Origin of the sequence: Halomonas sp. NO4, assembly GCF_010994375.1 — a bacterium.
Classification (GTDB): domain Bacteria; phylum Pseudomonadota; class Gammaproteobacteria; order Pseudomonadales; family Halomonadaceae; genus Halomonas.
Window position 1 is genome coordinate 133,137 of sequence record NZ_WHMA01000002.1, and the last position, 24,675, is coordinate 157,811.

A 24,675-nucleotide genomic window follows, 5' to 3' on the forward strand; every position below is an offset into this window, starting at 1 on the left:
GGAGCACGATACCCGTGTGACCGGTTGCCCGAACGGGACCCAGGCCCCGCTCGGCTAGCGCCGAGCGGGGCCTTTCGCTGCAGAGAAGGGCTACACATGCAACTTCGCCAGAACAACCTCCGAAAGCTGCGCGAGCATACCTTCGATGTGATGATTGTCGGCGGCGGCATCAACGGTGCCGCGGCGGCCGCTGCCTTGAGCGGCAAGGGCGTCAGCGTCGCGCTGATCGACAAGGGGGATTTCGCCAGCAGTACCAGCATGCACTCCTCCAACCTGGTGTGGGGCGGTATCAAGTACCTGGAGAGCCGTGACTTCGCCCTGGTGCGCAAGCTGTGCAAGAGCCGCAACCACTTGATCAAGAGCTATCCCTCCACGGTGCAGGAGATTCGTTTCCTCACCACCGTCAATCGAGGTTTTCGTTACCACCCCGCCTACCTCTGGGCCGGCACCTGGCTCTACTGGCTGATGGGCAGCATGTTCACGCGGATTCCGCACTACCTGCGCCCCGCAGATATCCGCCGCCGCGAGCCGATCATCGATACCGCCGAGGCGGTGGGGGGCTTCGAGTATTCCGATGCCTATCTGCACGACAACGATGCCCGTTTCGTCTTCAATTTCGTGCGCGATGCCATGGACTATGGGGCGGTGGCGGCCAACTACGTCGAGTCGCTCGGCGCGAGCCGCGACGGCGATAGCTGGGTGGCCCGCGTGCACGACCGCATGAGCGGCGCGCACTTCGACCTGCGCTCGCGGGTGCTGATCAACGCCGCTGGCCCCTGGGTGGATGCGCACAATGCGCTCTCCGAGCAGCGTACCGAGCATCGCCATCTCTTCTCCAAGGGCATCCACCTGATCGTGCCGCGTCTCACCGACAGCCAGCGCGTGCTGGCCTTCTTCGCCGACGACGGACGCCTCTTCTTCGTGATCCCCATGGGCACGCGCACCTGCATCGGCACCACCGATACCCGGGTTGAGCAGCCCGACGTCGATGTCGAAGCCGAGGACGTCCGCTTCGTGCTTGACAACATCAACAAGCGGCTGCGACTCGACAGGCCGCTCGACGCGCGTGACATCATCGCCACGCGCTGCGGGGTGCGTCCCCTGGCGGTCAAGGCCAGCGCGGGCGGCGATCGAGACTTTCTGCAACTGTCGCGCAAGCACGCCATCGACATCGATGAGGCCAGGTGTCACCTGAGCATCTTCGGGGGCAAGCTCACCGACTGTCTCAATGTCGGCGAGGAGATCGTCGCCGCCGTGGCGGAGCTTGGCGTGGCCGTGCCTCATCCGCGCTTTCGCTGGTACGGCGAACCGCCGGCGTCGCTGCACCGCGATTTTCTGCATCAGGCCCAGCGCATGCGACTCGATGCCATGACCGCGGCCGATGCCTCGGAGCCGCTCAGCTCGCGCCTGTGGCGACGCTATGGCACCCAGGCCATCGAGCTGCTCGAGGACATTCGCCAGGACCCCGGTCAGGGCGAGGTACTGATCGAGGGGACCGAATACTTGCGCTGCGAGCTCCAGCAGGCGCGTCGTCGTGAAATGGTCACCCGCCTGGAGGACTTCCTGCGCCGGCGTTCCAAGATCGCCCTGGTGGTACCCGAATCCAGCATCCGCGACTCTCCGGGGCTGCGGGAGGCGTGCCGCATCCTCTTCGGCGACGCGGCCGAGGAGCGCCTCGAGGAATACCTTCAGGAGTCGGTTGTAGGGTAGACTGCGCCGCGGACGGGCTCGGCCTCGTCCGAACCGCCCGACCTGACGACCTGGAGACGCTCCCATGACCGACCACGCAGCGGCCGCGACGAGGCCAGCCGACTCCCTGCCACGTACCCTGCTGACCGGGGCCCAGATGCTGTTCGTGGCTTTCGGCGCCCTGGTGCTGGTACCCCTGCTGACCGGTCTCGATCCCAGCGTGGCCCTGTTCACCGCCGGCATCGGCACCCTGATCTTTCACGGCGTGACCCGCGCCAGCGTGCCGGTCTTTCTCGCCTCGTCCTTCGCCTTCATCGCGCCCATCCAGGGTTCGGTGGCAAGCTTCGGCATCTCCGCGACCCTCGGCGGGCTGCTCGCCGCCGGCCTCCTCTATGTGGCGATCGCCCAGTTCGTGCGCCTCAAGGGCACCGCCTGGCTGCATCGGCTGCTGCCGCCGGTGGTGGTGGGGCCAGTGATCATGGTGATCGGCCTCGCCCTTGCGCCGGTGGCGGTGGACATGGCCACCGGCGAGACTAGCGATCACATCGGCTACGGGCGGGCCATCCTGCTTTCCATGGCGAGCCTGCTGGTGACGCTGGTGCTGGCAGTGTTCGGCCGCGGCCTTCTGCGCCTGGTGCCGATCATGGGGGGCATTGTCAGCGGCTATGCCCTGGCCCTGATCATGGGCGTGGTCGACTTCACGCCGGTGCACGACGCGGCCTGGCTGTCGCTACCCAACTTCACGGCCCCGAGCTTCCACTGGGCGGCGATCCTCTTCATGATTCCGGTGGCCATCGCGCCGGCCGTGGAGCACATCGGCGACATGATCGCCATCGGCTCGGTGACGCGCAGGAACTACCTCGACAAGCCCGGCCTGCACCGCACCCTGCTCGGCGACGGCCTGGCGACCTCGGCGGCGGCCCTGTTCGGCGGCCCGCCCAACACCACTTACTCCGAGGTGACCGGGGCGGTGACCCTGACCCGCGCCTTCAATCCCAAGTTCATGATCGTCGCGGCCTGCCTGGCGGTGGCGCTAGCGTTCATCGCCAAGCTCGGCGCCCTGCTGCAGACCATTCCCGGGCCGGTGATGGGCGGCATCATGACGTTGCTGTTCGGCTCCATCGCCGTGGTGGGCATGAACACCCTGGTGCGCGCCGGCCATTCGCTCACCGCGCCGCGCAACCTGGTGGTGGTGTCACTGATTCTGGTATTCGGGATCGGCGGCATGCAGTTCGGCGGGGGCCAATTCACCCTGCAGGGCGTGAGCCTCGCCGCCCTGGTGGGCATCGTGCTCAACTGGGTGCTGCCGGGCAGCGAGGAGGACACCCCGCCCGCTCACGCATGATGCTGCTCGCGGCCGGCGTCGGAGAAGGAGGGTGGCGTGTTGGCGCTGACGATCACGCACGCCGTCTCGCCGGGGTTGCGGAAGCGGTGGGGCAGCCGCGAGTCGAAGTAGTAGGCATCGCCGGGGCCGAGGACCTGGACGTCGCCGGCCACGGTGATCTCGATCTCGCCGGCGATCACCACGCCGCCTTCCTCGCCCTCGTGTTCGAGCATCTCCTCGCCGCTGTCGGCGCCGGAGGGATAGCGCTCGTGGATGATCGAGATGCTGCGCCCGGGGCGCCGAGCAGCCACCAGGCGCCAGGAGAGATAGCCGTCGCCGATCTCGGTGAGTTCCTCGGCCTTGTAGAAGTGGCGCGGCGCCGCCGGCTGATCGCCGGCGAAGAAGGCGCTGATCGACACCGGCAGGGCGTCGAGGATCTTCTTCAGCGAGCTCACCGAGGGGCTCACGCTGTTCTGTTCGATCAGGGATATGGTGCTGTTGGTGACGCCGGCCCGCTTGGCCAGCTCACGTTGGGAGAGCCGGCGCGCCTGGCGCAGCTCTCGCAGGCGTCCGCCCACATTGAATCCTTCCATTGCTCTGTCTGCCGTCAAGCGTTCGATTTGTTTGACGGATGATACCCGCTCGAGGCGCTCCATCTCCATGGCAGATGACCGACGTCATGGCGCACCGCGGCGGGCGTGGCACGCCGACGCTCGCTGAGGCATCATGGGGCGAGATGTCGAGCGGTCGAGCAGGAGCGGCGATGAACCCACGACAGGAAGTGACCGGCCTGATTCTCGCCGGCGGCCAGGGGCGCCGCATGGGCGGGCGCGACAAGGGGCTGGAGCCCTTTGCCGGACGGCCGTTGGTCACCCATGTGCAGGCGCGCCTGGCAGGGGAGGTGGCGGCGGTGTGGATCAATGCCAATCGTCACCTGGCGGACTACGAGTCGCTGGCCGAGCGGGTGGTACGCGACCGCGAGACAGGCTTCCAGGGGCCCCTGATGGGCATCTACAGTGGCCTGTGTGCCGCCGCCACCCCCTGGGTGCTGGTGGTGCCCTGCGACAGCCCGGCACTCCCGCCCGACCTGGTGGCACGGCTGGTGGCGGGTATCGGCGACGCCGATATCGCCGTGGCCCACGACGGTGAACGGCTCCACCCGGTGGTGGCCTTGATTCGCACCGCCCTGGCCGAGGACCTGGGCGCGGCCCTGGCGGGCGGCGAGCGCAAGATCGACCGCTGGTACGCCCGCCACTACTGGCAGGCGGTCGACTTCAGCGACTGTCCCGAGGCCTTCGCCAATCTCAACACCGACGACGAGAAGCAGCGCCTCGAGGCGCGCTTGAGCGAGGAGTGACGCCTGCCATGAGTGTCGTGATCGACGCGCCCCTGCCTTTCGACGACGACCTGCCCCTGCTGGGTATCGCGGCCTGGAGCGGCACCGGCAAGACGACCCTGCTCGAGCAACTGTTGCCGCAGTTGGCCGAACGGGGGCTGCGCACGGCGGTGATCAAACATGCGCATCACGCCTTCGATGTCGACCAGCCGGGCAAGGACAGCCACCGCCTGCGTCAGGCCGGGGCCTCCCCCATGCTGGTCGCCTCGCGGGCGCGCCTGGCGCTGATGATGGAGACGCCCGATCAGGAGGAAGCCGACCTGGCCCAGCTGATCGCGATGGTGCGCCTCCAGTGCCCCGACCTGGTGCTGGTCGAGGGGTTCAAGGCGTGGCCTCTGCCCAAGCTGGCCCTGCACCGCGAGGCCGTGGGCAAGCCCCTGCGTGTGGACGCCGACCCCTGGATCAAGGCGGTGGCCAGTGCCGAACCGCTGGCACTGCCCCCGGGTGTGGACGCCCTGGCTCTGGACGACCTGGCGGCGATCGCCGACTGGGTGGCCGCCTGGCCGGCGCGTTGGCCGCACGAGCAAAGACCACGCCCGCTGGCGGAGGAGCAGGCATGAGCCTCTCCTGCTTCGATCTCGGTGAGCGCATGCTGAGCGTGGCCGAAGCGTGCGAGGCCACGGCCGCGCTGGCCGTGGCGCCGTTACCCGCCGAGTGGCAGCCCCTGGCGCACCTTCACGGCCGGGTGCTGGCTGAATCGCTGATCTCGCCCATCGACGCTCCCCAGAACACCAATGCCGCCATGGACGGCATCGCCTTGGCGTGGCCGGCAAGGGAAACGCCTCCCGAGAGCTGGCCGCTGGTCGGCGAGGTCTTCGCGGGTCGCTGTCATCCGACACCGCTGGCGCCCGGCGAGTGCGTGCGCATTACCACCGGCGCCCCGTTGCCCGCGGGCGCCGACACCGTGATCATGCGCGAGCAGCTCGACGAGGCGGCCGGCCGCGTTCGGGTGCGTCACCCCGATCGCGTACGTACCGGCCAGAACGTGCGCGCGGCCGGCGAGGACATTGCCTGCGGCGCCACGGCCCTGGCCGCCGGTGTGCGCCTGGGCGCCGCCGAACTCGGCCTGCTGGCCTCCCTGGGGCTGGCCGGTGCCCTTGTGCACCGCCGCCCGCGGGTGGCGCTCTTCTCCACCGGTGACGAAGTGACCGCGCCGGGCGAGGCGTTGCCGCCGGCCGGCATCTTCGACGCCAACCGCTTTTCGCTGCGTGGCCTGGTGGCCGAGTGCGGTGGGGAGGTCATCGACCTGGGCATCCTGCCCGACGACCAGCCTCGGATCGTTGCGGCGCTCGCCGCGGCAGCCCACGAGGCCGACCTGGTGATCACCAGTGGCGGCGTCTCGGTGGGCGAGGCGGACCGGGTGCGGGCGGCGCTGGCCGAAGTGGGGGAACTGGGCTTCTGGAAGATCGCCATGCGCCCGGGCCGGCCGCTCGCCTGCGGACGACTCGGGGAGTCGGGAACGCCCTTCTTCGGGCTGCCCGGCAACCCGGTGGCGGCCATGGTCACCTTCCTGCAGTTCGTCGCCCCGCTGCTGAGGCGCCTGCAGGGGGTGCGAGACGCCTGGCCACGGCGCTTGACCGCCCTGGCCGGCGAGGCGCTCGCCAGCCGTGCGGGGCGCGTGGATTTCCTGCGCGGGGTGCTGGAAAGCGACCCCGAGGGCCGCCTCTGGGTGCGCAGTACCGGCCGGCAGGGATCCGGCATTCTCACTTCCATGGTGGCCGCGGACTGCCTGATCGAGATCGATGCCGAGCGTGACGGCGTCGATTGCGGCCAGCCCGTCACCGTGCAACCGTTATCCGATCACCTGTTCTGAGGCGTTGCGGACATGACCCTGACCCATCTCAACCAGCGCGGCGAAGCCAACATGGTGGACGTCGCCGACAAGCCGGAAAGCCGCCGCGAGGCGACCGCCTCCGGCTACATTGCCATGCAGCCGGAAACCCTGGCACTGCTCGCCGAGGGCGGCCTGCCCAAGGGGGACGTGCTGGCCACGGCGCGCATTGCCGGCATCCAGGCGGCCAAGCGCACCCATGAGTTGATCCCTCTCTGCCACGCTCTTCCGCTCTCCAAGGTAAGCGTGGATTTTCACCTCGACGAGGAGAGCTCGCGGGTCGAGGTGAGTGCCACCTGCCGCCTGAACGGACGCACCGGCGTGGAAATGGAGGCGCTGACCGCCGTCTCCGTGGCGTGCCTGACGCTCTACGACATGTGCAAGGCGGTGGACAAGAGCATGGAGATCGGCGCCATTCACTTGGACGCCAAGAGCGGTGGCCGTTCCGGCGACTATCGGCGCGAACCGGAGGCCAGCGTGGCACCTCCCGAGGCGCCGATCGTCACCGGCGAGGGGGCGGCTGGCGAAGTGTCGGTGGGGTCGCGCTGCGACCTGTCGGCCCACTGCGTGCGCGTCAAGTGCCTGGCTGAGCTGCGCGAGAGCCTCGGGGTCAGCGAGCTCACCGTGCCCCTCGACGACCTGCCTACGGCGGACGTGGGTGGGCTCAAGGCGGCGCTGATCGAGCGCGACGCGCGCTTCACGCGGCTCTCCAAGAGGCGGGTACTCTGTGCCGTCAACCAGGTGATGGCGGTGGATGCTACGCCGATTACCGACGACGACGAAGTGGCCTTCTTTCCGCCGGTCACGGGAGGCTGACCATGATCCGGGTACAGCAGGCGCCCTTCGATGCCGGCGCGGAACAGCGCGCCCTGCTCGAGGGGCGCTCGGATATTGGTGCCGTGGTGAGCTTCACGGGGCTGGTTCGCGACTTCAACGAGCGACCGGAGGTCAATGCCCTGACCCTGGAACACTATCCCGGCATGACCGAGGCGGCGCTCGGCGAGATCGTGAGCGAAGCCGAGGCGCGCTGGGCGTTGCAGGGAATCAGCGTGATCCACCGAGTTGGACGGCTGGCCCCGGGTGATCCTATCGTACTGGTAGTCGTGGCCAGCGCGCACCGACGCGAGGCCTTCGAGGCCTGTGATTTCATCATGGATTATCTCAAGACCCGGGCGCCTTTCTGGAAAAAGGAACACAGCGCCAGCGGTGACTACTGGGTCGCCGAGCGCGAGTCCGACCAACGGGATGCCAGCCGCTGGGAGACATGAGAATGGATCGGGAGCTGATCGACGATTTCGGCCGCCGCGTTCGCTATGTGCGGATCTCGGTGACGGATCGTTGCGATTTTCGCTGCGTCTACTGCATGAGTGAGGACATGACCTTCCTCCCTCGTGCTCAGGTGCTCACCCTCGAGGAGCTTGCCACCGTGGCGCGCGCCTTCGTCGAACTGGGGGTGGAAAAGATTCGCCTCACCGGCGGGGAGCCGCTGGTACGACGCAACATTGGCCATCTGGTGTCGGAGATCGGTGCGCTTCCCGGGCTCAAGGACTTCGCCATGACCACCAACGGGGCAGGGCTCGGCAAGCACGCCGTCGCCCTGCGCGATGCCGGTCTCCAGCGCCTCAATATCAGCCTGGATTCGCTGGATCCGGAGCGCTTTCGTCGCCTCACGCGCACCGGTGATCTCGAGCGGGTGCTGGCCGGCATTCGCGCCGCCCGCGATGCCGGCTTTGGGCGCATCAAGCTCAATGCCGTCATTCTCAAGGGGCGCAACGACGACGAGGTGATGGATCTGGTCGACTTCGCCCGCGACGAGGGGCTGGACATCAGTTTCATCGAGGAGATGCCGCTGGGGGATGTCTCCGACCATTCCCGAGCCGAGACCTACTGTTCCAGCGATGAGGTCCAGGACCTGATCGAGGCGCGCTATCCGCTCTTGCCCACGGCGGAGAGTACACTCGGACCCTCGCGCTACTTCCGCATGCCCGACAGCGAGACGCGTATCGGTTTCATCTCGCCGCACAGCCACAACTTCTGTGCCAGCTGCAATCGCGTTCGTGTCACCGTGGAAGGGCGGCTGTTGCTGTGTCTCGGCAACGAGCATTCAGTGGATCTTCGTGCGGTACTGCGCCGCCATCCGGGGGATCTCGACGCCCTCAAGGAAGCCATTGTGAACGCCATGCCCCTCAAGCCGGAACGCCACCACTTCACCACCGACGGCGATGTTCAGGTAGTGCGCTTCATGAACATGACCGGGGGATAATCGCTCCCGGACAATGCTGTCGAACGACCAACACCGCGGAAAACCCGCGGTGTTTTTTTATGCACCTTTTCTTGCCAAGGCGCCGTCAACGCATATACTTTTGACGAGAAAGCCATCAGGCTCTTTTGTCGTTTTCCTGCATGGAGGAGGCCAATGTCCAGCGAAACCCTGGAGCGTATCGCCCGCAACAAGAACGTGGCTCGAGCCGCTGCCCGTCAGTTGAGCATGGAGCAGCTGCACAAGCTTTCCGATGTCATTGGCGAAGTCATCGAGCAGAAGAAAGAAGAAGAGAAGCTTCGCGAGCAGGAGGAAGCGGACAAGGAAAGAAAGCTGGCCGAGATTCGCGAGGCCATGCAGGATGCCGGCCTCTCCGTGGAGGATCTCGTGGGGGAGCCGCCGCGTCGGCGTCGCGGTCGGCCTCCCAAGAATGCCAACGGCAATTGAGCGCCTGGCGCGCCAGCGTGGCGTACCATCGGGGGCCGGCCGTCAGGTCGGCCCCCTTGCTTGCTGGCCACAGGGCCAGGGACTCGGGGCTCAGCGCGAGGCGTCGAAGGCGGGGGATTCCACGGCCATCAACTGCAGGTGCACGTCGGGTAGCTGACGCAGCCGCTCGCTCAGCCAGGCGGTAATGACGGGCTGCAACTGCAGGCGCAGTTCGGCGAGGGTCTCGGCCGTCAGGCTGTCGAGTCGTTCGTCCAGCCAGTCGCTGAAGGCGTCCTCATCCAGCGGGCGCATGTGATGGGCATCCAGCATCAGGCGGCCCAGGCGCGTCCAGCCGCTGCCGGTTGCGGCGACGGGAATGGCGAGGTAGAGGATGCCATGGCGCGACGAGCCGTGCTCGGCGGCCAGGCCGGGCAGGGGCGCGACCCCATCCTGGCTGACGATGCAGGGGCGCTGCGGGTGGCGCGACACCCGGCTCAGGCCGTCCGCGTCCAGGCGGATCAGGTCGCCGTTGACCGGCGACAGCGGGGCCTGGATGCCCAGCGATTCGGCGAGCTCGCGATGCGCCCGCTGGTGGCGCGCCTCGCCATGTACCGGCAGCAGGTGGCGGGGCCTGACCCAGCCGTAGAGGGTACGCAGTTCGTCCTGAGCCGGGTGGCCGGAGGCGTGGAGTTCGGGATGGTTGAACTCGTCCCAGATGGTGACGCCGAGCTGGCGCAGGCGGTGCTTGAGGCGTTCGATGAGCGGCTCGTTGCCGGGTATCGCCTTGGCCGAAAAGATCACGGTGTCGCTCGGCAGCAGTTCGAAGCTGGCATGGCGGCCGCTGGCCAGCCGGTTGAGGGCCGCGCGCGGCTCCCCCTGGCTGCCGGTGGCAATCACCAGCACCTCCTCCGGGGGGAGGTAGCCGAGGTCCTGCACCGGCACCAGGGGCGGCATGTCGTCAAAATACCCCAGTCCCCGCGCCACGCCCACCATGCGCTCCATGGCGCGTCCCATCAGGCTGACTCGTCGGCCACAGCGCTCGGCGGCCTGGGCCACGGCGAGCAGTCGCGCCAGGTTGCTGGCGAAGCAGCTCACCACCACGCGACCGGTACAGTCGGTCAGGGTGCGCTCCAGGGCGCGTGCCACCTCGCCCTCGCTGCGCGAATGGCCGGGCAGGGGGGCATTGGTGGAGTCACCGACCACCAGGTCGAGCGGCGCCAGGGCGCGCAGGCGGTCGCCGTGGATGGGCGGTCCGATCAGGGGTTCCGGGTCCAGCTTCCAGTCGCCGGTGTGCAGCACGCGGTAGTCGCCCACGGCGATCAGCAGGGCGCAGCTCTCGGGAATGGAGTGGGTGAGCGGGAGGAAGCGGATCGTGAAGGCGCCGCACTCCAGCGCCTCACCGGGTTCGATCACCCGAATGGCATCGGTTGAGAGCCCCCGATCGACGAACTTGGTGCGCAACAGACCGGCGGCGAGGGGAGTGGCGTGAATGGGGCAGCCCCATTGCGGCCACAGCCAGGCCGCGGCGCCGATGTGGTCCTCGTGGCCGTGGGTGATGAACAGCGCCGAGGGCGTGATATCGAGCGTTTCGAGTGTCTCGACGCTGGGTACCTGCAGGGGGGTGTCGGGCAGGTCCTGGCGCAGCATCATGCCGCAGTCCACCGCGATCCAGGCGTCCTCGTGGCCGTAGAGTCCGAGGTTCATGCCGATCTCTCCGCAGCCGCCCAGGGGGAGGTAATGCAAGGGCGGGCGGCGGCGGGGGCGGATCGTCACACGGGGTGGATGCATCGGCAGTTCTGGGTCGATCAATGGGTCTTTCACTATACGGGATGGCCCCGCGGCTCCACAATCCGCTCCGCCCCGGCGCTGCCAAGGCGGCGGCATCTTCGCTACAATGCCTGCCCCGTTCCTCCCGAACTGCACAGCGTTGGCCGCCATGCCCCACTACTATCGCCTGGTTGTTTCCTGTCCCGATCGTCGCGGCATCGTGGCCCGCGTGTCCGGCTTCATTGCCGGGCACGGCGGCTCCATTACCGAGGCGAGCCAGCATTCCGACCTGGAGTCGGGGCGCTTTTTCATGCGCTACGAGATTCTCGCCGACTCCATCGGTATGACCGCCGATGAACTGCGCGAGGCCTTCGCGCCGGTCGCGCGGGAGTTCGACATGCAGTGGGCACTGCGGGATACCCGCCATCGCCCGCGAGTCGTGGTGATGGTCTCCCGTGAGCGCCACTGCCTGGTCGATCTGCTGTATCGCTGGACGGCCGGCGAACTCGAGGGGGATATCGTCGGGGTGATCTCCAATCACGACGACATGCGCGGCCTGGTGGAGTGGCACGGGCTGCCCTACCACCATGTCCCGGTACCTGCCGATGACAGGGACGCGGCCTTTGCCAAGGTGGAAAGTCGCCTCGAGGCGCTGGGCGCCGATACCGTGGTGCTGGCCCGCTACATGCAGATCCTGCCGCCGGGGGTGTGCCGTCGCCATGCCGGTCGGGTGATCAACATCCATCACAGCTTTCTGCCCTCCTTCGCCGGGGCTCGCCCCTATCACCAGGCCCATGCCCGGGGAGTCAAGCTGATCGGGGCGACCTGCCACTACGTGACCGAGGAGCTGGACGCCGGCCCGATCATCGAGCAGGACATCCACCGGGTGAGCCACTGTCATACCACCGGGGATCTGGTGCGCTTCGGTCGCGACGTGGAGCGGGCCGTGTTGGCGCGGGGCCTGCGCTGGCACCTGGAGGATCGCGTGCTCATCCATGGCAACAAGACGGTGGTGTTCGCCTGACATCACCGTGGGAGGCAGCCGTGACCTTCTCCGAGACCCTGCTCGAGCCCTGGCTGCTGCTGCTGGCCGGCGTCGTGGCGCTGGCGGTGGTGGGGCTCGCCCTGGCGCAGCGCCCCTGGCAGGCACTGCTGACCGACAGCGGCCTGCAGCATCGCTGGCTGGCGGCCACGGTGGCGGTGCTCCTGCTGTGGCAGCTGCGTGCCCAGGCGGTGGACTGGCTGACCCTGCACCTGATGTTCACGGCGCTGTTGACGCTCGTTTTCAAGGCGCCGCTGGCGCTGGCCACCAACCTGATCGTCAATCTCTCCCTGGTGGTGCTGGGCAGGACGGCCTGGCCGCTTCTGGGGGTCAACATCCTGATCACCGGCGTGGTGCCGGCACTGATCACGGTGCTGGTGTGGCGGCTGGTCGACCGCCGGCTGCCCGACAACCTGATGGTATTTCTCTTCGTGTGCGGCTTTTTCGGGGCGGCGCTGGCCACTTTGGGCACCGGGCTCGCCGGGCTGGGGCTGGTCATGCTCGGCGCCACCGACCCCGAGGCGATCCATCTGGCCCGCGAGTATGCGCTCTTCCTGCCGCTGCTGATGCCCTCCGAGGCGTTCATCACCGGCATGCTGCTGAGCATTCTGATGGTCTACCACCCGAGCTGGGTGGCGACGTTCAATGACCATCGCTATATCGACACGAAGTGACGGTTACAGCGGCAGCGTCAGCTGACGGCGGGCGTCCTCGGACACGAGGCGCACGCCGACGCCGAGGAGGCGCACGGGGCGCTGGCGCCGCGCCCAGGCCTGGTCGAGCAGACCGAGAAAGCCGGACAGGGCGGGCTCACCGCTGCGCTCCTCGAGGGTGGTGAGGCGGAAGTCGTCGCAGCGCAGCTTGACGAAGCGCCCGGCCACCGGCGGGTGGCCGTGGCGGGCCAGGCGCGCCTCGAGCCGCTCGCACAGCGGCGCCAGCGCCTCCCAGCAGTGCGCCAGGTCGGGCAGGTCGCGGGCGAAGGTGGTCTCCACGCTCACCGACTTGCGCTCGCGCTCCACGCGTACCGGGCGCTCGTCGATGCCGCGGGCGAGCTCGAAGAGGCGCCGGCCGAACTTGCCGAACTCCTGGAGGAGGGTCTCAAGGGGCAGGCGCTCGAGGTCGGCACAGGTGGCAATGTCGAGCGCGCTGAGCCGTGCGGCCGTGGCCGGGCCCACCCCGTGCAGCTTGGTCACCGGCAGCTCGCGCACGAAGGACGCGACGCGCTCGGGGGGAATCACGGTGAGGCCGTCGGGCTTCTCCCAGTCGCTGGCGATCTTGGCCAGGAACTTGCTTGGCGCCACGCCCACCGAGACGGTGATGCCGGTGCGCGCCAGGCTCTGCTCCTTGAGCCACTGGGCCATCCAGGTGGCGCTGCCGGCGAAGCGGGTCACCTCGCTGACATCGAGGAAGGCCTCGTCCAGCGACAGCGGCTCCACCAGCGTAGTGAGCTCGTGGAATATCGCCTGAATCTGCCGCGAGACCTCGCGGTACTTGTCGAAGTCGCCCGGCAGCAACCTGAGGTGCGGGCAGAGGCGCAGGGCCCGGGCCGTGGGCATGGCGGAGTGGATGCCGTACTGGCGGGCCGGGTAGTTGCAGGTGGCGATCACTCCGCGCTGTTCCGCGCGGCCCCCGATCGCCAGCGGCACCTCGCGCAGCCGCGGGTCGTCGCGCATCTCCACCGCCGCGTAGAAGCAGTCGCAGTCGGCGTGCAGGATCTTGCGATCAGCCGAGGGCGTTGCCATTGCCGCCGCGGATGACGCCTACACCGATCCCCTCGATCTCCAGCGCCTCGTGACGCAGGTCCACCTCGATGGGGGCGAAGTCCGGGTTCTCCGCCGCGAGGGTCACCCGGTGGCCGTGGCGCTGGAAGCGCTTGACGGTCACCTCGTCCTCGAGGCGAGCGACCACGATCTGCCCGTCGCGCACCTGGTCGGTACGGTGCACGGCCAGCAGGTCGCCCTCGAGGATGCCGGCATCCTTCATGGAGAGGCCGCGTACCTTGAGCAGGTAGTCGGCGCGGGGGGTGAAGAACTCCGGCGGCAGCGGGCAGTAGCGGTCGATGTGTTCGGCGGCGAGCACCGGGCTGCCGGCCGCCACCTCGCCAATGATCGGCAGACCTTCGGTACCGCTGTCAGGCGGCGGCTCGGGTTCGGCCATGGCGAGGCGAATCCCTCGCGAGGTGCCGCGCATCACCCGGATGACGCCCTTGCGCTCCAGGGCCCGCAGGTGCTCCTCGGCGGCGTTGGGGGAGCGAAAGCCGAGTGCCCGGGCGATCTCGGCGCGTGTGGGCGGATAGCCCAGCTCGTTCATCGTCTTGACGATGAAGTCGAAGACGTGCTGCTGGCGTGGCGTAAGGGGGCGAGTCATGCGACCTCCGGCTGGCGCTGCTTTATTGGTCAAGTATACAGCATGGAAGTTCATCCAGTAAGTGAGGTGGCACCCGGCCGCCAGGTCCCTGGCGTTTCAAACAGGATGCTCCAATCCGGCGTTGAGAGAGCACCTGTATTCGCGTAGGATTTCTGTACGTTTCAAACAATCGTTTCCATCGAGGCCCGGATCATGGCCCAGACAGATACCGTCACGCGCATTCTCGATACCGCCGAGGTGCTGTTCGCCGAGCGCGGCTTTGCCGAAACGTCGCTGCGGACCATCACCAGCAAGGCGCGGGTCAACCTGGCCGCGGTGAACTATCACTTCGGTTCCAAGAAGGCCCTGATCCAGGCGGTCTTCGCCCGCTACCTCGACCCCTTCACCGAGCGTTTCCACGGTGCCCTGGACGCGCTCGAGGCGCGTCATCCCGACGGCACCATCCCCCTCGAGGAGCTGCTCGAGTCCATGGCGCGCACCGTGCTGGAGGTGCCCGCCGAGCGCCATAGTCTCAAGGTGTTCATGAAACTGCTGGGGCTCGCCTACAGCCAGGCCCAGGGCCATCTGCGCCGCTATATCCAGGAGGAGTACGGCAGCGTCTTCACCCGCTTCACCGAACTGGTGCGCCGCGCCACCCCCGAGCTGCCCGATGCCGAACGCTTCTGGCGGCTGCATTTCGTGCTGGGCACGGTGATCTTCACGCTCTCGGGCCTGGATGCGCTGCGCGACATCGCCGAGAAGGACTACGGCGAGCACGTCTCGGTGCGCGACCTGGTCCGGCGCCTGCGCCCCGTGGTGGTTGCGGCCCTGAACGCGCCGCTGCCGGAGGCGCCGATGGCCAACCGCGCCGAGGCCAGCTGATGCGCACCCCGCGGCTGGAGACGCTACCGCCCGCCGGCGCGCCCTGGCTGGAGGTCGATATCCCGGCCCAGCGCCTGGTGGTGTGGCGGGGGGACACGCCGGCGTCGAGCTATGCCGTCTCCACCGGGGCGGCTGGCACCGGCCAGCGGGAAGGCAGCGGCCAGACGCCGCTGGGCTGGCACTATGTGCGCGCCGCCATCGGTGACGGGCTGCCGGTTGGCGCCGTGTTCCGTGGGCGCCGCTTCACCAGGGAGGTCTACAGCGAAGCTCTTGCTGCCGCTCACCCGGGACGTGACTGGATTCTCACCCGCATCCTGTGGCTCTGCGGGCTGGAGCGGGGCATCAATCGCGGGGGAGACGTCGACAGTCAGCGGCGCTATATCTACCTGCATGGCACGCCGCCTAGCGAGCCCATGGGCGAGCCACGCTCTCACGGTTGCATTCGCCTGCGCGACACCGATCTGCTGGCGGTGTTCGACCTGGCGGTGCCGGGTACGCCGGTGTGGGTGCACGACTGAGGCGAGTCGCTGACACTCGCCGCCCACTGGGCTAGAATCGACCCCCTGTGGCCCAAGGATTCCTACCATGACCCATTCCCTAGGCCCGGTGATGCTGGACCTGGAAGGCACCCGCCTGAGGGTGGAGGAGCGTAAGCTTCTGGCGCGCCCCGAAGTGGGCGGCGTGATCCTGTTCGGGCGCAACGTCCAGGATGCTCAGCAGGTTCGCGCGCTGTGCGATGCCATTCGCGGGGTGCGGCCCGACCTGCTGCTCGCCATCGACCAAGAGGGCGGTCGCGTGCAGCGCCTGCGCCAGGGCGTCACCCGCCTGCCCGCCATGGGGCGCATCGGCCGCGACTTCGCCGTGGCCCCCGAGGTCACCTTGCGACTCTGCCAGGATACCGGCTGGCTGCTGGGCATGGAGATGGCGGCCTGCGGCCTGGACTTCAGCTTCGCGCCGGTTCTCGACGTCGACGTGGGCCTCTCCAGCGTGATCGGCGATCGCAGCTTCGGGGCCGACCCCGAGACCGTGGCCGCCATGGGAGGCGCCTTCGTGGCCGGCCTGCACGAGGCGGGCATGGCCGCCGTGGGCAAGCATTTTCCCGGCCATGGCGGGGTGGCGGCCGATTCCCACCTCGAGATGCCCGTGGACGACCGCCCGCTGGCCGAGCTCAAGCGTCGTGACCTGGTGCCGTTCTCCGCCCTGGCGGCGCGCCTCGACGGCATCATGCCGGCTCACGTCATCTATTCCGCCCTCGATGCCCGCCCGGCGGGGTTCTCGGCCAGCTGGCTGGGGATGCTGCGCGAGACCCTGGGCTTCAAGGGCACGCTCTTCTCCGACGACCTCGGCATGGCGGCGGCCAGCGTCGCCGGCGGGCCGCGCGAACGGGCGCGGGCGGCACTCGCCGCCGGCTGCGACGCGGTGCTGGTGTGCAACGACCGCTCCGCCGCCCTGGAAGCGCTCGATGCCTGCAGCGGCCGGCGCTTCCGCCCCGCCCGGCGGCTGCGCTACGGCCGTGCGCGCCCGGAGCTGGAAGCCCTGGCGGCCCTCAGCCGCTGGCGCCGGGTGCACGCCCGCCTCGAGGCCATGGCCGGCCACTGAGCCGCCGCGGCCTGACATCTTACTTACCCGACTGCCCGACGAGTTCCCTGCATGCCCAAGCTTGAACCCGATATCCATGACTCCCTGGCTACCATGCGCGAGGTCATGGAGACCGCCGACTGCCTGATCTCCCACGACGAGGTGGAAGCGGCGCTAGATCGCATGGCTGCGGCCATCACCGCCGATCTGGGCGATACCCTGCCGGTCTTCTACTGCGTGATGAACGGCGGTCTGATCACCACCGGTCACCTGCTCACCCGGCTGGGCTTCCCCCTCGAGGTCGACTACCTGCACGCCACGCGCTACCGCGGTGGCATTCGCGGCGGCGAACTCTTCTGGCGGGTCTCGCCGGAAGTGCCGATGGCCGGCCGTCACGTGGTGATCGTCGACGACATCCTCGACGAGGGGGCGACGCTCGCGGCGATTCTCGACTACTGCCGCGAGGCGGGAGCGGCGAGCATTTCCACCGCGGTGCTGGTCGACAAGCGCCACGACCGCAAGGCGGTGCCCGGCCTCAAGGCCGACTACTGCAGCCTGGAGGTGGCCGACCGCTACGTCTTCGGTTTCGGCATGGACTACAAGGGTTACTGGCGCAATGCGCCGGGGATCTTTGCGCCCAAGGGGCTGTAGGCCCTTCGGGCAGGGACAAGGGGCGAGGTACAAGGGGCCCCGTTCCTCTCCCTGCAATCAAAAGCCCCGCGAGCCATGCTCACGGGGCTAGTTTTCCATCCAGCAGTAACTAGCGTTGCCAACCTCGAACCTCGAACCTCGAACCTCGAACCTCGAACCTCGAACCTGTCAGGCCAGCCCCAGCTCGTGGGTGGCTTCCTCGCGCATCTTGAACTTCTGGATCTTGCCGGTGACGGTCATCGGGAACTCGTCGACGAACTTCACGTAGCGCGGGATCTTGTAGTGGGCGATCTGGCCCTTGCAGAACGCCTTGAGCTCGTCGGCGGTGAGCTGCTGGCCGTCGGTGAGCTTGACCCAGGCCATCACTTCCTCGCCGTACTTCTCGTCGGGCACGCCGATCACCTGGACATCGGAAATCGCCGGGTGGGTGTAGAGGAAGTCCTCGATCTCACGCGGGTAGATGTTCTCGCCGCCGCGGATGATCATGTCCTTGATGCGCCCGACGATCGCCACGTAGCCCTCGTCGTCCATGGTGGCCAAGTCGCCGGTGTGCATCCAGCCCGCCTTGTCGATGGCCTTGGCGGTGGCCTCTTCGTTGTTCCAGTAGCCGAGCATCACGCTGTAGCCGCGGGTGCACAGCTCGCCGGTCTCGCCGCGCGGCACCACGGCACCGGTCTCGGGGCTGACCAGCTTGACCTCCAGGTGCGGGTGGATGGTGCCCACGGTGGTCACGCGCTTCTCCAGCGGAGCGTCGGTCTGGGTCTGGAAGCTCACCGGGCTGGTTTCGGTCATGCCGTAGCAGATGGTGACGTCTTCCATGTGCATCTTGTCGATGACCTGGCGCATCACTTCGATGGGGCAGATGGAGCCGGCCATGATCCCGGTGCGCAGGGTGGACAGGTCGAAACGCGCGAAGTCCGGGTGCTCCAGCTCGGCGATGAACATGGTGGGCACGCCGTACAGGGCCGTTGCCTTCTCCTCCGACACGGCGCGCAACGTGGCTTCGGGCTCGAAGCCGTCGCCGGGGTAGATCATGGTGGCGCCGTGGGTCACGCAGCCGAGGTTGCCCATCACCATGCCGAAGCAGTGGTAGAGCGGCACCGGGATCACCAGGCGATCCTTCTCGGTGAAGCCCATGGTGCGGGCCACGAAGAAGCCGTTGTTGAGGATATTGTGGTGCGACAGGGTGGCGCCCTTGGGCGCACCGGTGGTGCCGGAGGTGTACTGGATGTTGATCGGTTCGTCGAACTGCAGGGTGGCCTGAATATCGGCGAGGTGCTCGGCGGAGACCTCATCGGCATGCCCCAGCATGCTCTCCCAACTGAGCATGCCGGTCAGGGCGCGATCCGCGTCGAGGCAGATCACGCGCTTGAGCTCGGGCAGCTTGGCGCTGGAGAAGGTGCTCGGCGCGCCGTCACGCAGCTCCGGGGCCAGCTCGGCCAGGGTCGCCACGTAGTCGGAGGTCTTGAACTGACCCTGCAAGATCAGAGTGGAGGTGGCAGACTGCTTCAGCGCATACTCCAGCTCATGAGTGCGGTAGCTGGGGTTGATGTTGACCAGCACGGCGCCGATCTTCGCCGTGGCGAACTGCGTAATGGTCCACTCGGCGCAGTTGGGTGACCAGATGCCGACCCGGTCGCCCTTGTTCACGCCCAGGGCGAGAAGGGCGCGGGCGGCCCGGTCCACCGCCTGCTGCAGCTCCTTCCAGGTGTAGCGCAGTCCCTGGTGCAGGCTGAGCAGGGCATCGCCATCGGGGAAGCGGGCGACGGTCTCGTCAAAGCAGTCGCCGATGGTCTGGCCCTTGAGCGGCGTGTCGCTGATGCCGCTGACGTAGCTGTTATCTACCTTGTGAGCGTCTTGGCGTGTCATTGATGTTACCCGTCTTGTTGTTGCGAAAAGGGTGGCGCCGTTTGCCGCGCGTCAGGCGTCCTGACGAGCAAGCCGGTCCAGCACCTCGCGGGCCCGGCTTTCCACGTCGTCGAGTTCGCGCTGCATCAGGCGGATGTCCTCGAGCTGGCGCTCCATGTTGGCGCGCTTGTCGGCCAGGATTTCCAGCAGCCGCTTGAGCTGGCGGGCGTTGCCGTCCGGCATGGCGTCATACATCTCGATCACCTCGCGGATCTCGGCGAGCGAGAAGCCCAGCCGCTTGCCGCGCAGCGTGAGCTTGAGGCGCACCCGGTCCTTCTCGTGGTAGATCCGCGTCTGGCCGCGCCGCTCGGGGGCCAGTAGGCCCTCCTGCTCGTAGAAGCGGATGGTTCGCGGCGTTACCTCGAACATGCGCGCCAGTTCGCCGATGGAGTAGGTGCGGCGCTGGCGGGGGAGGCTGCCGTTGACCGAGGCATGGGCGTCGGGGCTGGGAATCATCATTGCTGCTGTCCTGTAGCCGGGTGGTGCGCCGTGCGGCTGTCCACCATCGTATTCGCAACACTAGACGACGTTGACGTTAACGTAAAGTGGTTGTCGACTAAGGGTGGTATGCGCTAAAACCTAGCAAGTGCTAGGTTGGTCCGCATCGACCCGCTGCTGGCGTGTTGGTGCTCGGCGTCGACCGTCTCGCTGCCGTCCCCATGTCGAAACCCACTGTCGAAACCATGCGCGTTTCGTAACCACGCGTATGTAGATACCAAGAGGATGCCCCCGATGGACTTTTCCCTGACCGATGACCAGAAGGCGCTCGTTCAGGCGGCCGCCGACTTCGCCAAGGCCGAGCTGGCCGAGCATGCCGCCGAGTGGGATGCCACCTCGCATTTCCCCGTCGACGTCATTCGCCGGGCCGGCGAGGCGGGCTTTCTGGGGATCTACACCCCCGAGGAGCAGGGCGGTCTGGGGCTGTCGCGCCTCGACGCCTCGCTGATCTTCGAACAGCTCGCCCAGGGCTGCATCTCGACCACCGCCTACCTGACCATTCACAACATGGTTACCTGGATGATCGCCACCTGGGGCGACGAGGCGCTGCGCGAGCGCCACGTCGCGGACATGATAGCAGGGCAGCAGCTGGGCTCGTACTGCCTCACCGAGCCCGGCTCGGGCTCGGATGCCGCCAGCCTGCGCACCAAGGCGGTCCGGGAGGGCGACGAGTATGTGATCTCGGGCTCCAAGATGTTCATCTCTGGCGCCGGCGAGACCCAGGTGCTGGTGGTGATGGCGCGCACCGGCGAGGCGGGCAGCGGTGCCGGTGGGGTATCCGCCATCGTGGTGCCGGCCGATGCCGACGGCGTCAGCTACGGCAAGAACGAGGAGAAGATGGGCTGGAAGAGCCAGCCCACGCGCCTGATCAGCTTCGACGGCGTGCGCGTGCCGGTGACCAACCGCCTCGGTCAGGAGGGCGAGGGCTTCCGGTTCGCCATGAAGGGACTTGACGGCGGACGACTCAATATTGCCAGCTGTTCGCTGGGTGCCGCTCAGCATGCCTTGACCCTGGCGCGGGACTACATGGCCGAGCGCAAGCAGTTCGGTCAGTCGCTTTCCAGCTTCCAGGGGCTGCAGTTCAAGCTCGCCGACATGGCGGCCGAGCTCACCGCCGCGCGCCTGATGGTTCGTCATGCCGCCTGGCGGCTCGATCAGGGCGACCCCGAGGCCACGGCCTACTGCGCCATGGCCAAGCGCCATGCCACGGACATGGGCTTCAACGTGTGCAACGAGGCCCTGCAGCTGCACGGCGGTTATGGCTATATCAAGGAGTACCCGCTGGAGCGCCTGGTGCGCGATACCCGGGTGCACCAGATCCTCGAGGGCACCAACGAGATCATGCGTCTGATCGTGGCCCGTCGCCTGCTGGCGGACGGCGTGATCGAAGCCCTGCAATAACAACCAGGAGAGAACGAGCATGACGGACCTTGCGGTCATCTTCGATGAACTGCCGACCCGGGACGGTGGCCGGATCGGCGTGGCCACCCTCAATGCCCCCAAGTCGCTCAACGCCCTGTCGCTGGAGATGGCGCGTCAGCTCGACGCCAAGCTCGACGCCTGGGCAGTGGACCGCAGCATCGTGGCGGTGTGGCTGGAAGGCGCCGGCGACAAGGCGTTCTGCGCGGGTGGCGACATCGTGGCCCTCTACCGCTCCATGACCGAAGAGGGCGAGAACCGTGGGTCAGGCCGCGACAGTGTCTTCGCCGAGACCTATTTCACCACGGAGTACCGGCTCGACTATCGCATCCATACCTATCCCAAGCCGCTGCTGGTTTGGGGCGACGGCATCGTCATGGGCGGGGGGCTCGGCCTCATGGCCGGGGGTTTCCAGCGCCTGGTCACCGAGACCACGCGCATTGCCATGCCCGAGATCACCATCGGTCTTTACCCGGACATCGGAGCGAGCTGGTTCCTCAACCGCATGCCGCCAGGCGTGGGGGCCTACCTGGGCCTGACCGGCGCCCAGCTCAACGCCCGCGACGCCCTGGACCTGGGCATGGCGGATCACTTCGTGCCCCGCGAGCGGCGCGAGGCGCTGCTCGACGCCCTGGCCGCCGCGGACTACGGGACTCGCTCGCCCGAGGCGCTGCGCGCGGCCGTCCAGGGCGCCCTGGACGGGCAGGAAGCGCGCGAGTCGGCACCGGCCGGGCAGGTGTGGCCGCACCTCGATCATATCCAGCAGCTGGTGGGCCAGATCGACGCGCCCAGCGCGGTGGCACGGATTCTCGCCGACACCCGCGACGACGACTGGCTTGTCGCCAACCGGGCGCGCCTCGCCGCCGGCAGCCCGCTCTCCGCGCATCTGGTGTGGCGCATGCTGGAACGCCATCGTCACACCGGCCTGGCCGAGGCCTTCCGCGACGAGCTGTCGCTGTCGGTGCAGTGCTGTCGCCAGGGGGACATCGCCGAGGGCGTGCGCGCGCTGCTGATCGACAAGGACAAGAACCCGCAGTGGCAACATCGTGACGCCGCCAGCGTGCCGGAAACCGACGTTCTGGCGCTGATGACGCCGCTGTGGTCGGATGAGGAGAATCCGCTGCGCGACCTCGGCAGCGGTCATCGCGTCGGTTGACCCGGCCGGTCCTCAACTCGCGTTTGGCATTTCAGCCGATAACAACACTCAGGAGCTACGCACATGAAAATCGCCTTCATCGGTCTCGGCAATATGGGGGCCCCTATGGCCACCAATCTGGTCAAGGCCGGCCACGACGTTCGGGTCTTCGATCTGGTCGAAGGGGCTGTCGAGGCGCTGGAAGCGGAGGGGGCGAGCCGCGGCGCGAGCGCCGAAGCCGCCGCTCGCGGTGCCGAGGTGGTCATCTCCATGCTGCCGGCCGGCGCCCACGTGCGCGGCCTCTATCTCGGCCGCGACGGCGAGACGGGCCTGTTCGACGCCCTCGAGGGCAAGCCGCTGATCATCGATGCCTCCACCATCTCGCCGGAGGATGCCCGCTTCGTGGGCGCCGCCGCCGCCGAGCGCGGCCTTACCTACCTAGATGCCCCGGTCTCCGGCGGCGTGGGTGGCGCGAAGGCCGGCACCCTGACCTTCATCGTCGGGGGCGCCGAGGCAGGCTTCGCGCAAGCCAAGCCGGTGCTCGAGGACATGGGCAAGAACATCTTCCATGCCGGCGAAGTGGGCGCCGGGCAGGTCGCCAAAATCTGCAACAACATGCTGCTCGGCATCCTGATGAGCGGTACCGCCGAGGCGCTGGCGCTGGGCGTGAAGAACGGCCTCGACCCGGCCGTGCTCTCCGAGATCATGAAGCAGAGCAGCGGCGGCAACTGGGCGCTCAACGTCTACAACCCCTGGCCGGGCGTCATGGAGGGCTCGGCGGCCTCACGCGACTACCAGGGCGGTTTCCTGACCGACCTGATGGCCAAGGACCTGGGGCTCGCCTGGGAGCTGGCGCTGGGCAGCAAGGCCACGGTGCCGATGGGTTCGCAGGCGCGCAACCTGTTCGCGCTGCACAGCGCCCAGGGCAACGGGCAGCTGGATTTTTCCAGCATTCAGAAGCTGTATCGTGCCGGAGAGGACGACTGAATCCGTCTTTGGCAGGCATCGGCGAAACGGGCACAATCGGGTGCCCGTTTTGCCGTCGAGAGCCCGAATGAGCGCCCGCACCCCCGCGTCATCTGCCGTTCCCCCGTCCCGTCGTCCCGTTCGCCGCGAGCTGCTCGAAGGCCCCATCGCCGCGACCCTGCTGCGCAAGAGCCTGCCGGTGGTGGGCGGCATGATCGCCATGATGAGCTTCAACCTGGTGGACGCTTGGTTCATCGCCCGGCTGGGCACCGCACCGCTGGCGGCGGTGTCGTTCACCTTCCCGGTGGTGTTCACGGTGATCAGCCTGGCCATCGGCCTGGGCATCGGTACTTCGGCGGTGGTGGCGCGCCGCCTGGGGCAGGGTGACCTGACGACGGTGCGCCGCCGGGCCACCGATGCGGCGCTGCTGGCACTGGCCGTGGGCGTGGTGCTCAGCGCCCTGGGGCTGGCCACGCTCGAACCCCTGTTTCGCCTGCTGGGGGCCGACGACACCCTGATGCCCCATGTGCGCGACTACATGGGCATCTGGTACCTGGGCGCGGCGGCGGTCATCGTGCCCCGCGTGCTCAACAGCGTGCTGCGTGCCCAGGGTAATACCCTGGTACCGGGACTGACGATGGCCTTGGCGGCGCTGCTCAACGGCGTGCTCGACTGGCTGCTGATCTTCGGCGCAGGCCCGCTGCCGGCGCTCGGCGTCTCCGGGGCGGCGCTCGCCACGGTGCTGAGCTGGAGCGCCATGGCGCTGGCACTCGTCTTCCAGCGCGACCTGCGCGAGCTGATCGATCTCGCCGGCCTCACCCTGGCCGGGCTCGCCGACTCCTGGCGGGAGCTCTCGCGCATCGCCGTGCCGGCGGCCATCACCAGCGTCTTCACGCCACTGGCCATGGGCATGCTCACGCGCATCATGGCCGGCCACGGCCACGATGCGGTGGCGGGCTTCGGGGTCGGCACGCGTCTCGATGCCATCGCCCAGATCGGTGTGCTGGCACTCTCCATGACCCTACCGCCGCTGGTCAGCCAGAACAGCGGTGCCGGGCAGATCGACCGGGTGCGGCGGGCCATTCTCGGCTGCTTTGCCTTCGTGCTCGTCTGGCAGCTGGGGGTGTGGTTGTTGCTGCAGGGGCTCGCGCCCTGGCTGGTGGCGAGCTACGCCGACGGGCCGGCCATGGGTGAGGTGCTGCGCACCTTCCTGTGGTGGGTGCCCCTGGGCCTGGGTGCCCAGGGGGTAGTGATCCTGTCGGTCTCTTCGCTCAACGCCCTGCACGAGCCGGGGCGCGCCATGCGCCTGTCGGTGATCCGGCTGTTCGTGCTCACTGTGCCGCTGGCCTGGCTGGGCGGCCGGCTCGCCGGGCCGACCGGGGTCTTCGTGGGCATGCTGCTCGCCAATGCCCTGGTCGCGCTGGTGGCCTGGTGGCAGATTCGGGAGCGGCTGGCCGTGGCCGGCCGGGTGGCGGCGTCGGCATGACCATCGGTAGCGGGTGATACCGAGACGGGTTGGCAGTCGGGCGGTTTTGCTCTACATTTAACAAAAATGTA

At 68.0% G+C, this 24,675-nt stretch carries 25 protein-coding genes; 19 read left to right on the top strand and 6 right to left on the bottom strand.

Going from position 1 to position 24,675, the window contains the following annotated elements; translation table 11 throughout:
• The first annotated feature begins 96 nt into the window (after positions 1-96).
• Together FEF15_RS02155 and FEF15_RS02160 are read left to right on the top strand one after the other, a co-directional pair.
• Positions 97-1,710 (top strand): FAD-dependent oxidoreductase, encoded by a 1,614-nt coding sequence (locus FEF15_RS02155; RefSeq protein WP_163557446.1) that lies wholly within the window; start codon positions 97-99, stop codon positions 1,708-1,710.
• A gap of 64 nt (positions 1,711-1,774) precedes the next feature.
• Entirely contained in the window at positions 1,775-3,034 is a 1,260-nt protein-coding gene (locus FEF15_RS02160; RefSeq protein WP_163557447.1) for a uracil-xanthine permease family protein, read from the top strand.
• Here the strand turns inward: FEF15_RS02160 and FEF15_RS02165 are convergent.
• Entirely contained in the window at positions 3,025-3,606 is a 582-nt protein-coding gene (locus tag FEF15_RS02165; RefSeq protein ID WP_163557448.1) for a cupin domain-containing protein, read from the bottom strand. The two genes, FEF15_RS02160 and FEF15_RS02165, sit on opposite strands and share 10 nt — an antisense overlap.
• Before the next feature lie 170 nt (positions 3,607-3,776).
• Between FEF15_RS02165 and mobA the strand changes: the two genes are divergently transcribed.
• The 7 genes from mobA to FEF15_RS02200 all read left to right on the top strand — a co-directional run bounded on the left by mobA (position 3,777) and on the right by FEF15_RS02200 (position 8,947).
• Complete coding sequence (gene mobA / locus FEF15_RS02170; protein WP_163557449.1) at positions 3,777-4,370, top strand: molybdenum cofactor guanylyltransferase MobA; 594 nt, start codon at positions 3,777-3,779, stop codon at positions 4,368-4,370.
• An 8-nt stretch (positions 4,371-4,378) separates the two neighbouring features.
• The gene (gene mobB / locus FEF15_RS02175) at positions 4,379-4,969 is read left to right on the top strand and encodes a molybdopterin-guanine dinucleotide biosynthesis protein B (RefSeq protein ID WP_163557450.1); all 591 of its coding nucleotides are present in this window, start codon (positions 4,379-4,381) and stop codon (positions 4,967-4,969) included.
• Complete coding sequence (gene glp, locus FEF15_RS02180; RefSeq protein WP_163557451.1) at positions 4,966-6,222, top strand: gephyrin-like molybdotransferase Glp; 1,257 nt, start codon at positions 4,966-4,968, stop codon at positions 6,220-6,222. The genes mobB and glp overlap by 4 nt, the downstream gene beginning before the upstream one ends.
• A gap of 12 nt (positions 6,223-6,234) precedes the next feature.
• On the top strand, positions 6,235-7,056 hold the full coding sequence (gene moaC / locus FEF15_RS02185; RefSeq protein ID WP_163557452.1) for a cyclic pyranopterin monophosphate synthase MoaC: 822 nt from the start codon (positions 6,235-6,237) through the stop codon (positions 7,054-7,056).
• Between the two features lie 2 nt (positions 7,057-7,058).
• A complete protein-coding gene (gene moaE / locus FEF15_RS02190) occupies positions 7,059-7,508 on the top strand; it encodes a molybdopterin synthase catalytic subunit MoaE (protein WP_163557453.1) in 450 nt (149 codons plus the stop codon).
• 2 nt (positions 7,509-7,510) lie between these two features.
• The gene (gene moaA, locus FEF15_RS02195; RefSeq protein ID WP_163557454.1) at positions 7,511-8,503 is read left to right on the top strand and encodes a GTP 3',8-cyclase MoaA; all 993 of its coding nucleotides are present in this window, start codon (positions 7,511-7,513) and stop codon (positions 8,501-8,503) included.
• A 153-nt stretch (positions 8,504-8,656) separates the two neighbouring features.
• Positions 8,657-8,947 carry an H-NS family nucleoid-associated regulatory protein gene (locus FEF15_RS02200; protein WP_163557455.1) on the top strand — a complete coding sequence of 97 codons (291 nt, stop codon included), beginning with the start codon at positions 8,657-8,659 and terminating at the stop codon, positions 8,945-8,947.
• Between the two features lie 90 nt (positions 8,948-9,037).
• Here FEF15_RS02200 and FEF15_RS02205 read toward each other — a convergent pair whose 3' ends face one another.
• Entirely contained in the window at positions 9,038-10,630 is a 1,593-nt protein-coding gene (locus FEF15_RS02205) for a ribonuclease J (protein ID WP_163557456.1), read from the bottom strand.
• A 232-nt stretch (positions 10,631-10,862) separates the two neighbouring features.
• Here FEF15_RS02205 and purU point away from each other — a divergent pair, with 232 nt between their 5' ends.
• Both purU and FEF15_RS02215 read left to right on the top strand, forming a co-directional pair.
• Positions 10,863-11,717, top strand: coding sequence for a formyltetrahydrofolate deformylase (gene purU / locus FEF15_RS02210; protein ID WP_163557457.1), 855 nt, complete (start codon positions 10,863-10,865; stop codon positions 11,715-11,717).
• Between the two features lie 20 nt (positions 11,718-11,737).
• Positions 11,738-12,409 (top strand): energy-coupling factor ABC transporter permease, encoded by a 672-nt coding sequence (locus FEF15_RS02215; protein ID WP_163557458.1) that lies wholly within the window; start codon positions 11,738-11,740, stop codon positions 12,407-12,409.
• A 3-nt stretch (positions 12,410-12,412) separates the two neighbouring features.
• Here the strand turns inward: FEF15_RS02215 and dinB are convergent, their stop codons facing one another.
• Both dinB and lexA read right to left on the bottom strand, forming a co-directional pair.
• Positions 12,413-13,477 (bottom strand): DNA polymerase IV, encoded by a 1,065-nt coding sequence (gene dinB / locus FEF15_RS02220; protein ID WP_163557459.1) that lies wholly within the window; start codon positions 13,475-13,477, stop codon positions 12,413-12,415.
• Positions 13,458-14,102 (bottom strand): transcriptional repressor LexA, encoded by a 645-nt coding sequence (gene lexA, locus FEF15_RS02225; protein WP_163557460.1) that lies wholly within the window; start codon positions 14,100-14,102, stop codon positions 13,458-13,460. The genes dinB and lexA overlap by 20 nt, the downstream gene beginning before the upstream one ends.
• Before the next feature lie 192 nt (positions 14,103-14,294).
• On the opposite strand from lexA, the gene FEF15_RS02230 reads away from it, so the two are divergent.
• The 4 genes from FEF15_RS02230 to FEF15_RS02245 all read left to right on the top strand — a co-directional run bounded on the left by FEF15_RS02230 (position 14,295) and on the right by FEF15_RS02245 (position 17,192).
• A complete protein-coding gene (locus FEF15_RS02230; protein WP_163557461.1) occupies positions 14,295-14,963 on the top strand; it encodes a TetR/AcrR family transcriptional regulator in 669 nt (222 codons plus the stop codon).
• A complete protein-coding gene (locus FEF15_RS02235) occupies positions 14,963-15,481 on the top strand; it encodes a L,D-transpeptidase (protein WP_163557462.1) in 519 nt (172 codons plus the stop codon). Before FEF15_RS02230 ends, FEF15_RS02235 begins: the two co-directional genes overlap by 1 nt.
• A gap of 67 nt (positions 15,482-15,548) precedes the next feature.
• Positions 15,549-16,562 carry a beta-N-acetylhexosaminidase gene (gene nagZ / locus FEF15_RS02240; protein WP_163557463.1) on the top strand — a complete coding sequence of 338 codons (1,014 nt, stop codon included), beginning with the start codon at positions 15,549-15,551 and terminating at the stop codon, positions 16,560-16,562.
• Between the two features lie 51 nt (positions 16,563-16,613).
• Entirely contained in the window at positions 16,614-17,192 is a 579-nt protein-coding gene (locus FEF15_RS02245) for a hypoxanthine-guanine phosphoribosyltransferase (RefSeq protein WP_163557464.1), read from the top strand.
• Between the two features lie 168 nt (positions 17,193-17,360).
• Here FEF15_RS02245 and FEF15_RS02250 read toward each other — a convergent pair whose 3' ends face one another.
• Positions 17,361-19,061 (bottom strand): AMP-binding protein, encoded by a 1,701-nt coding sequence (locus tag FEF15_RS02250; protein WP_163557465.1) that lies wholly within the window; start codon positions 19,059-19,061, stop codon positions 17,361-17,363.
• A gap of 51 nt (positions 19,062-19,112) precedes the next feature.
• Positions 19,113-19,559, bottom strand: a complete 447-nt coding sequence (locus FEF15_RS02255) for a MerR family DNA-binding transcriptional regulator (protein ID WP_205598458.1) — start codon at positions 19,557-19,559, stop codon at positions 19,113-19,115.
• Between the two features lie 273 nt (positions 19,560-19,832).
• Between FEF15_RS02255 and FEF15_RS02260 the strand changes: the two genes are divergently transcribed.
• From FEF15_RS02260 to FEF15_RS02275, 4 genes are all read left to right on the top strand, one after another.
• Complete coding sequence (locus FEF15_RS02260) at positions 19,833-20,999, top strand: acyl-CoA dehydrogenase family protein (protein WP_163557466.1); 1,167 nt, start codon at positions 19,833-19,835, stop codon at positions 20,997-20,999.
• A gap of 19 nt (positions 21,000-21,018) precedes the next feature.
• Positions 21,019-22,173, top strand: coding sequence for an enoyl-CoA hydratase/isomerase family protein (locus FEF15_RS02265; RefSeq protein WP_163557467.1), 1,155 nt, complete (start codon positions 21,019-21,021; stop codon positions 22,171-22,173).
• A gap of 63 nt (positions 22,174-22,236) precedes the next feature.
• The gene (gene mmsB / locus FEF15_RS02270; RefSeq protein WP_163557468.1) at positions 22,237-23,139 is read left to right on the top strand and encodes a 3-hydroxyisobutyrate dehydrogenase; all 903 of its coding nucleotides are present in this window, start codon (positions 22,237-22,239) and stop codon (positions 23,137-23,139) included.
• A gap of 67 nt (positions 23,140-23,206) precedes the next feature.
• Entirely contained in the window at positions 23,207-24,604 is a 1,398-nt protein-coding gene (locus tag FEF15_RS02275; protein ID WP_163557469.1) for an MATE family efflux transporter, read from the top strand.
• The last annotated feature ends 71 nt before the right edge of the window (positions 24,605-24,675 follow it).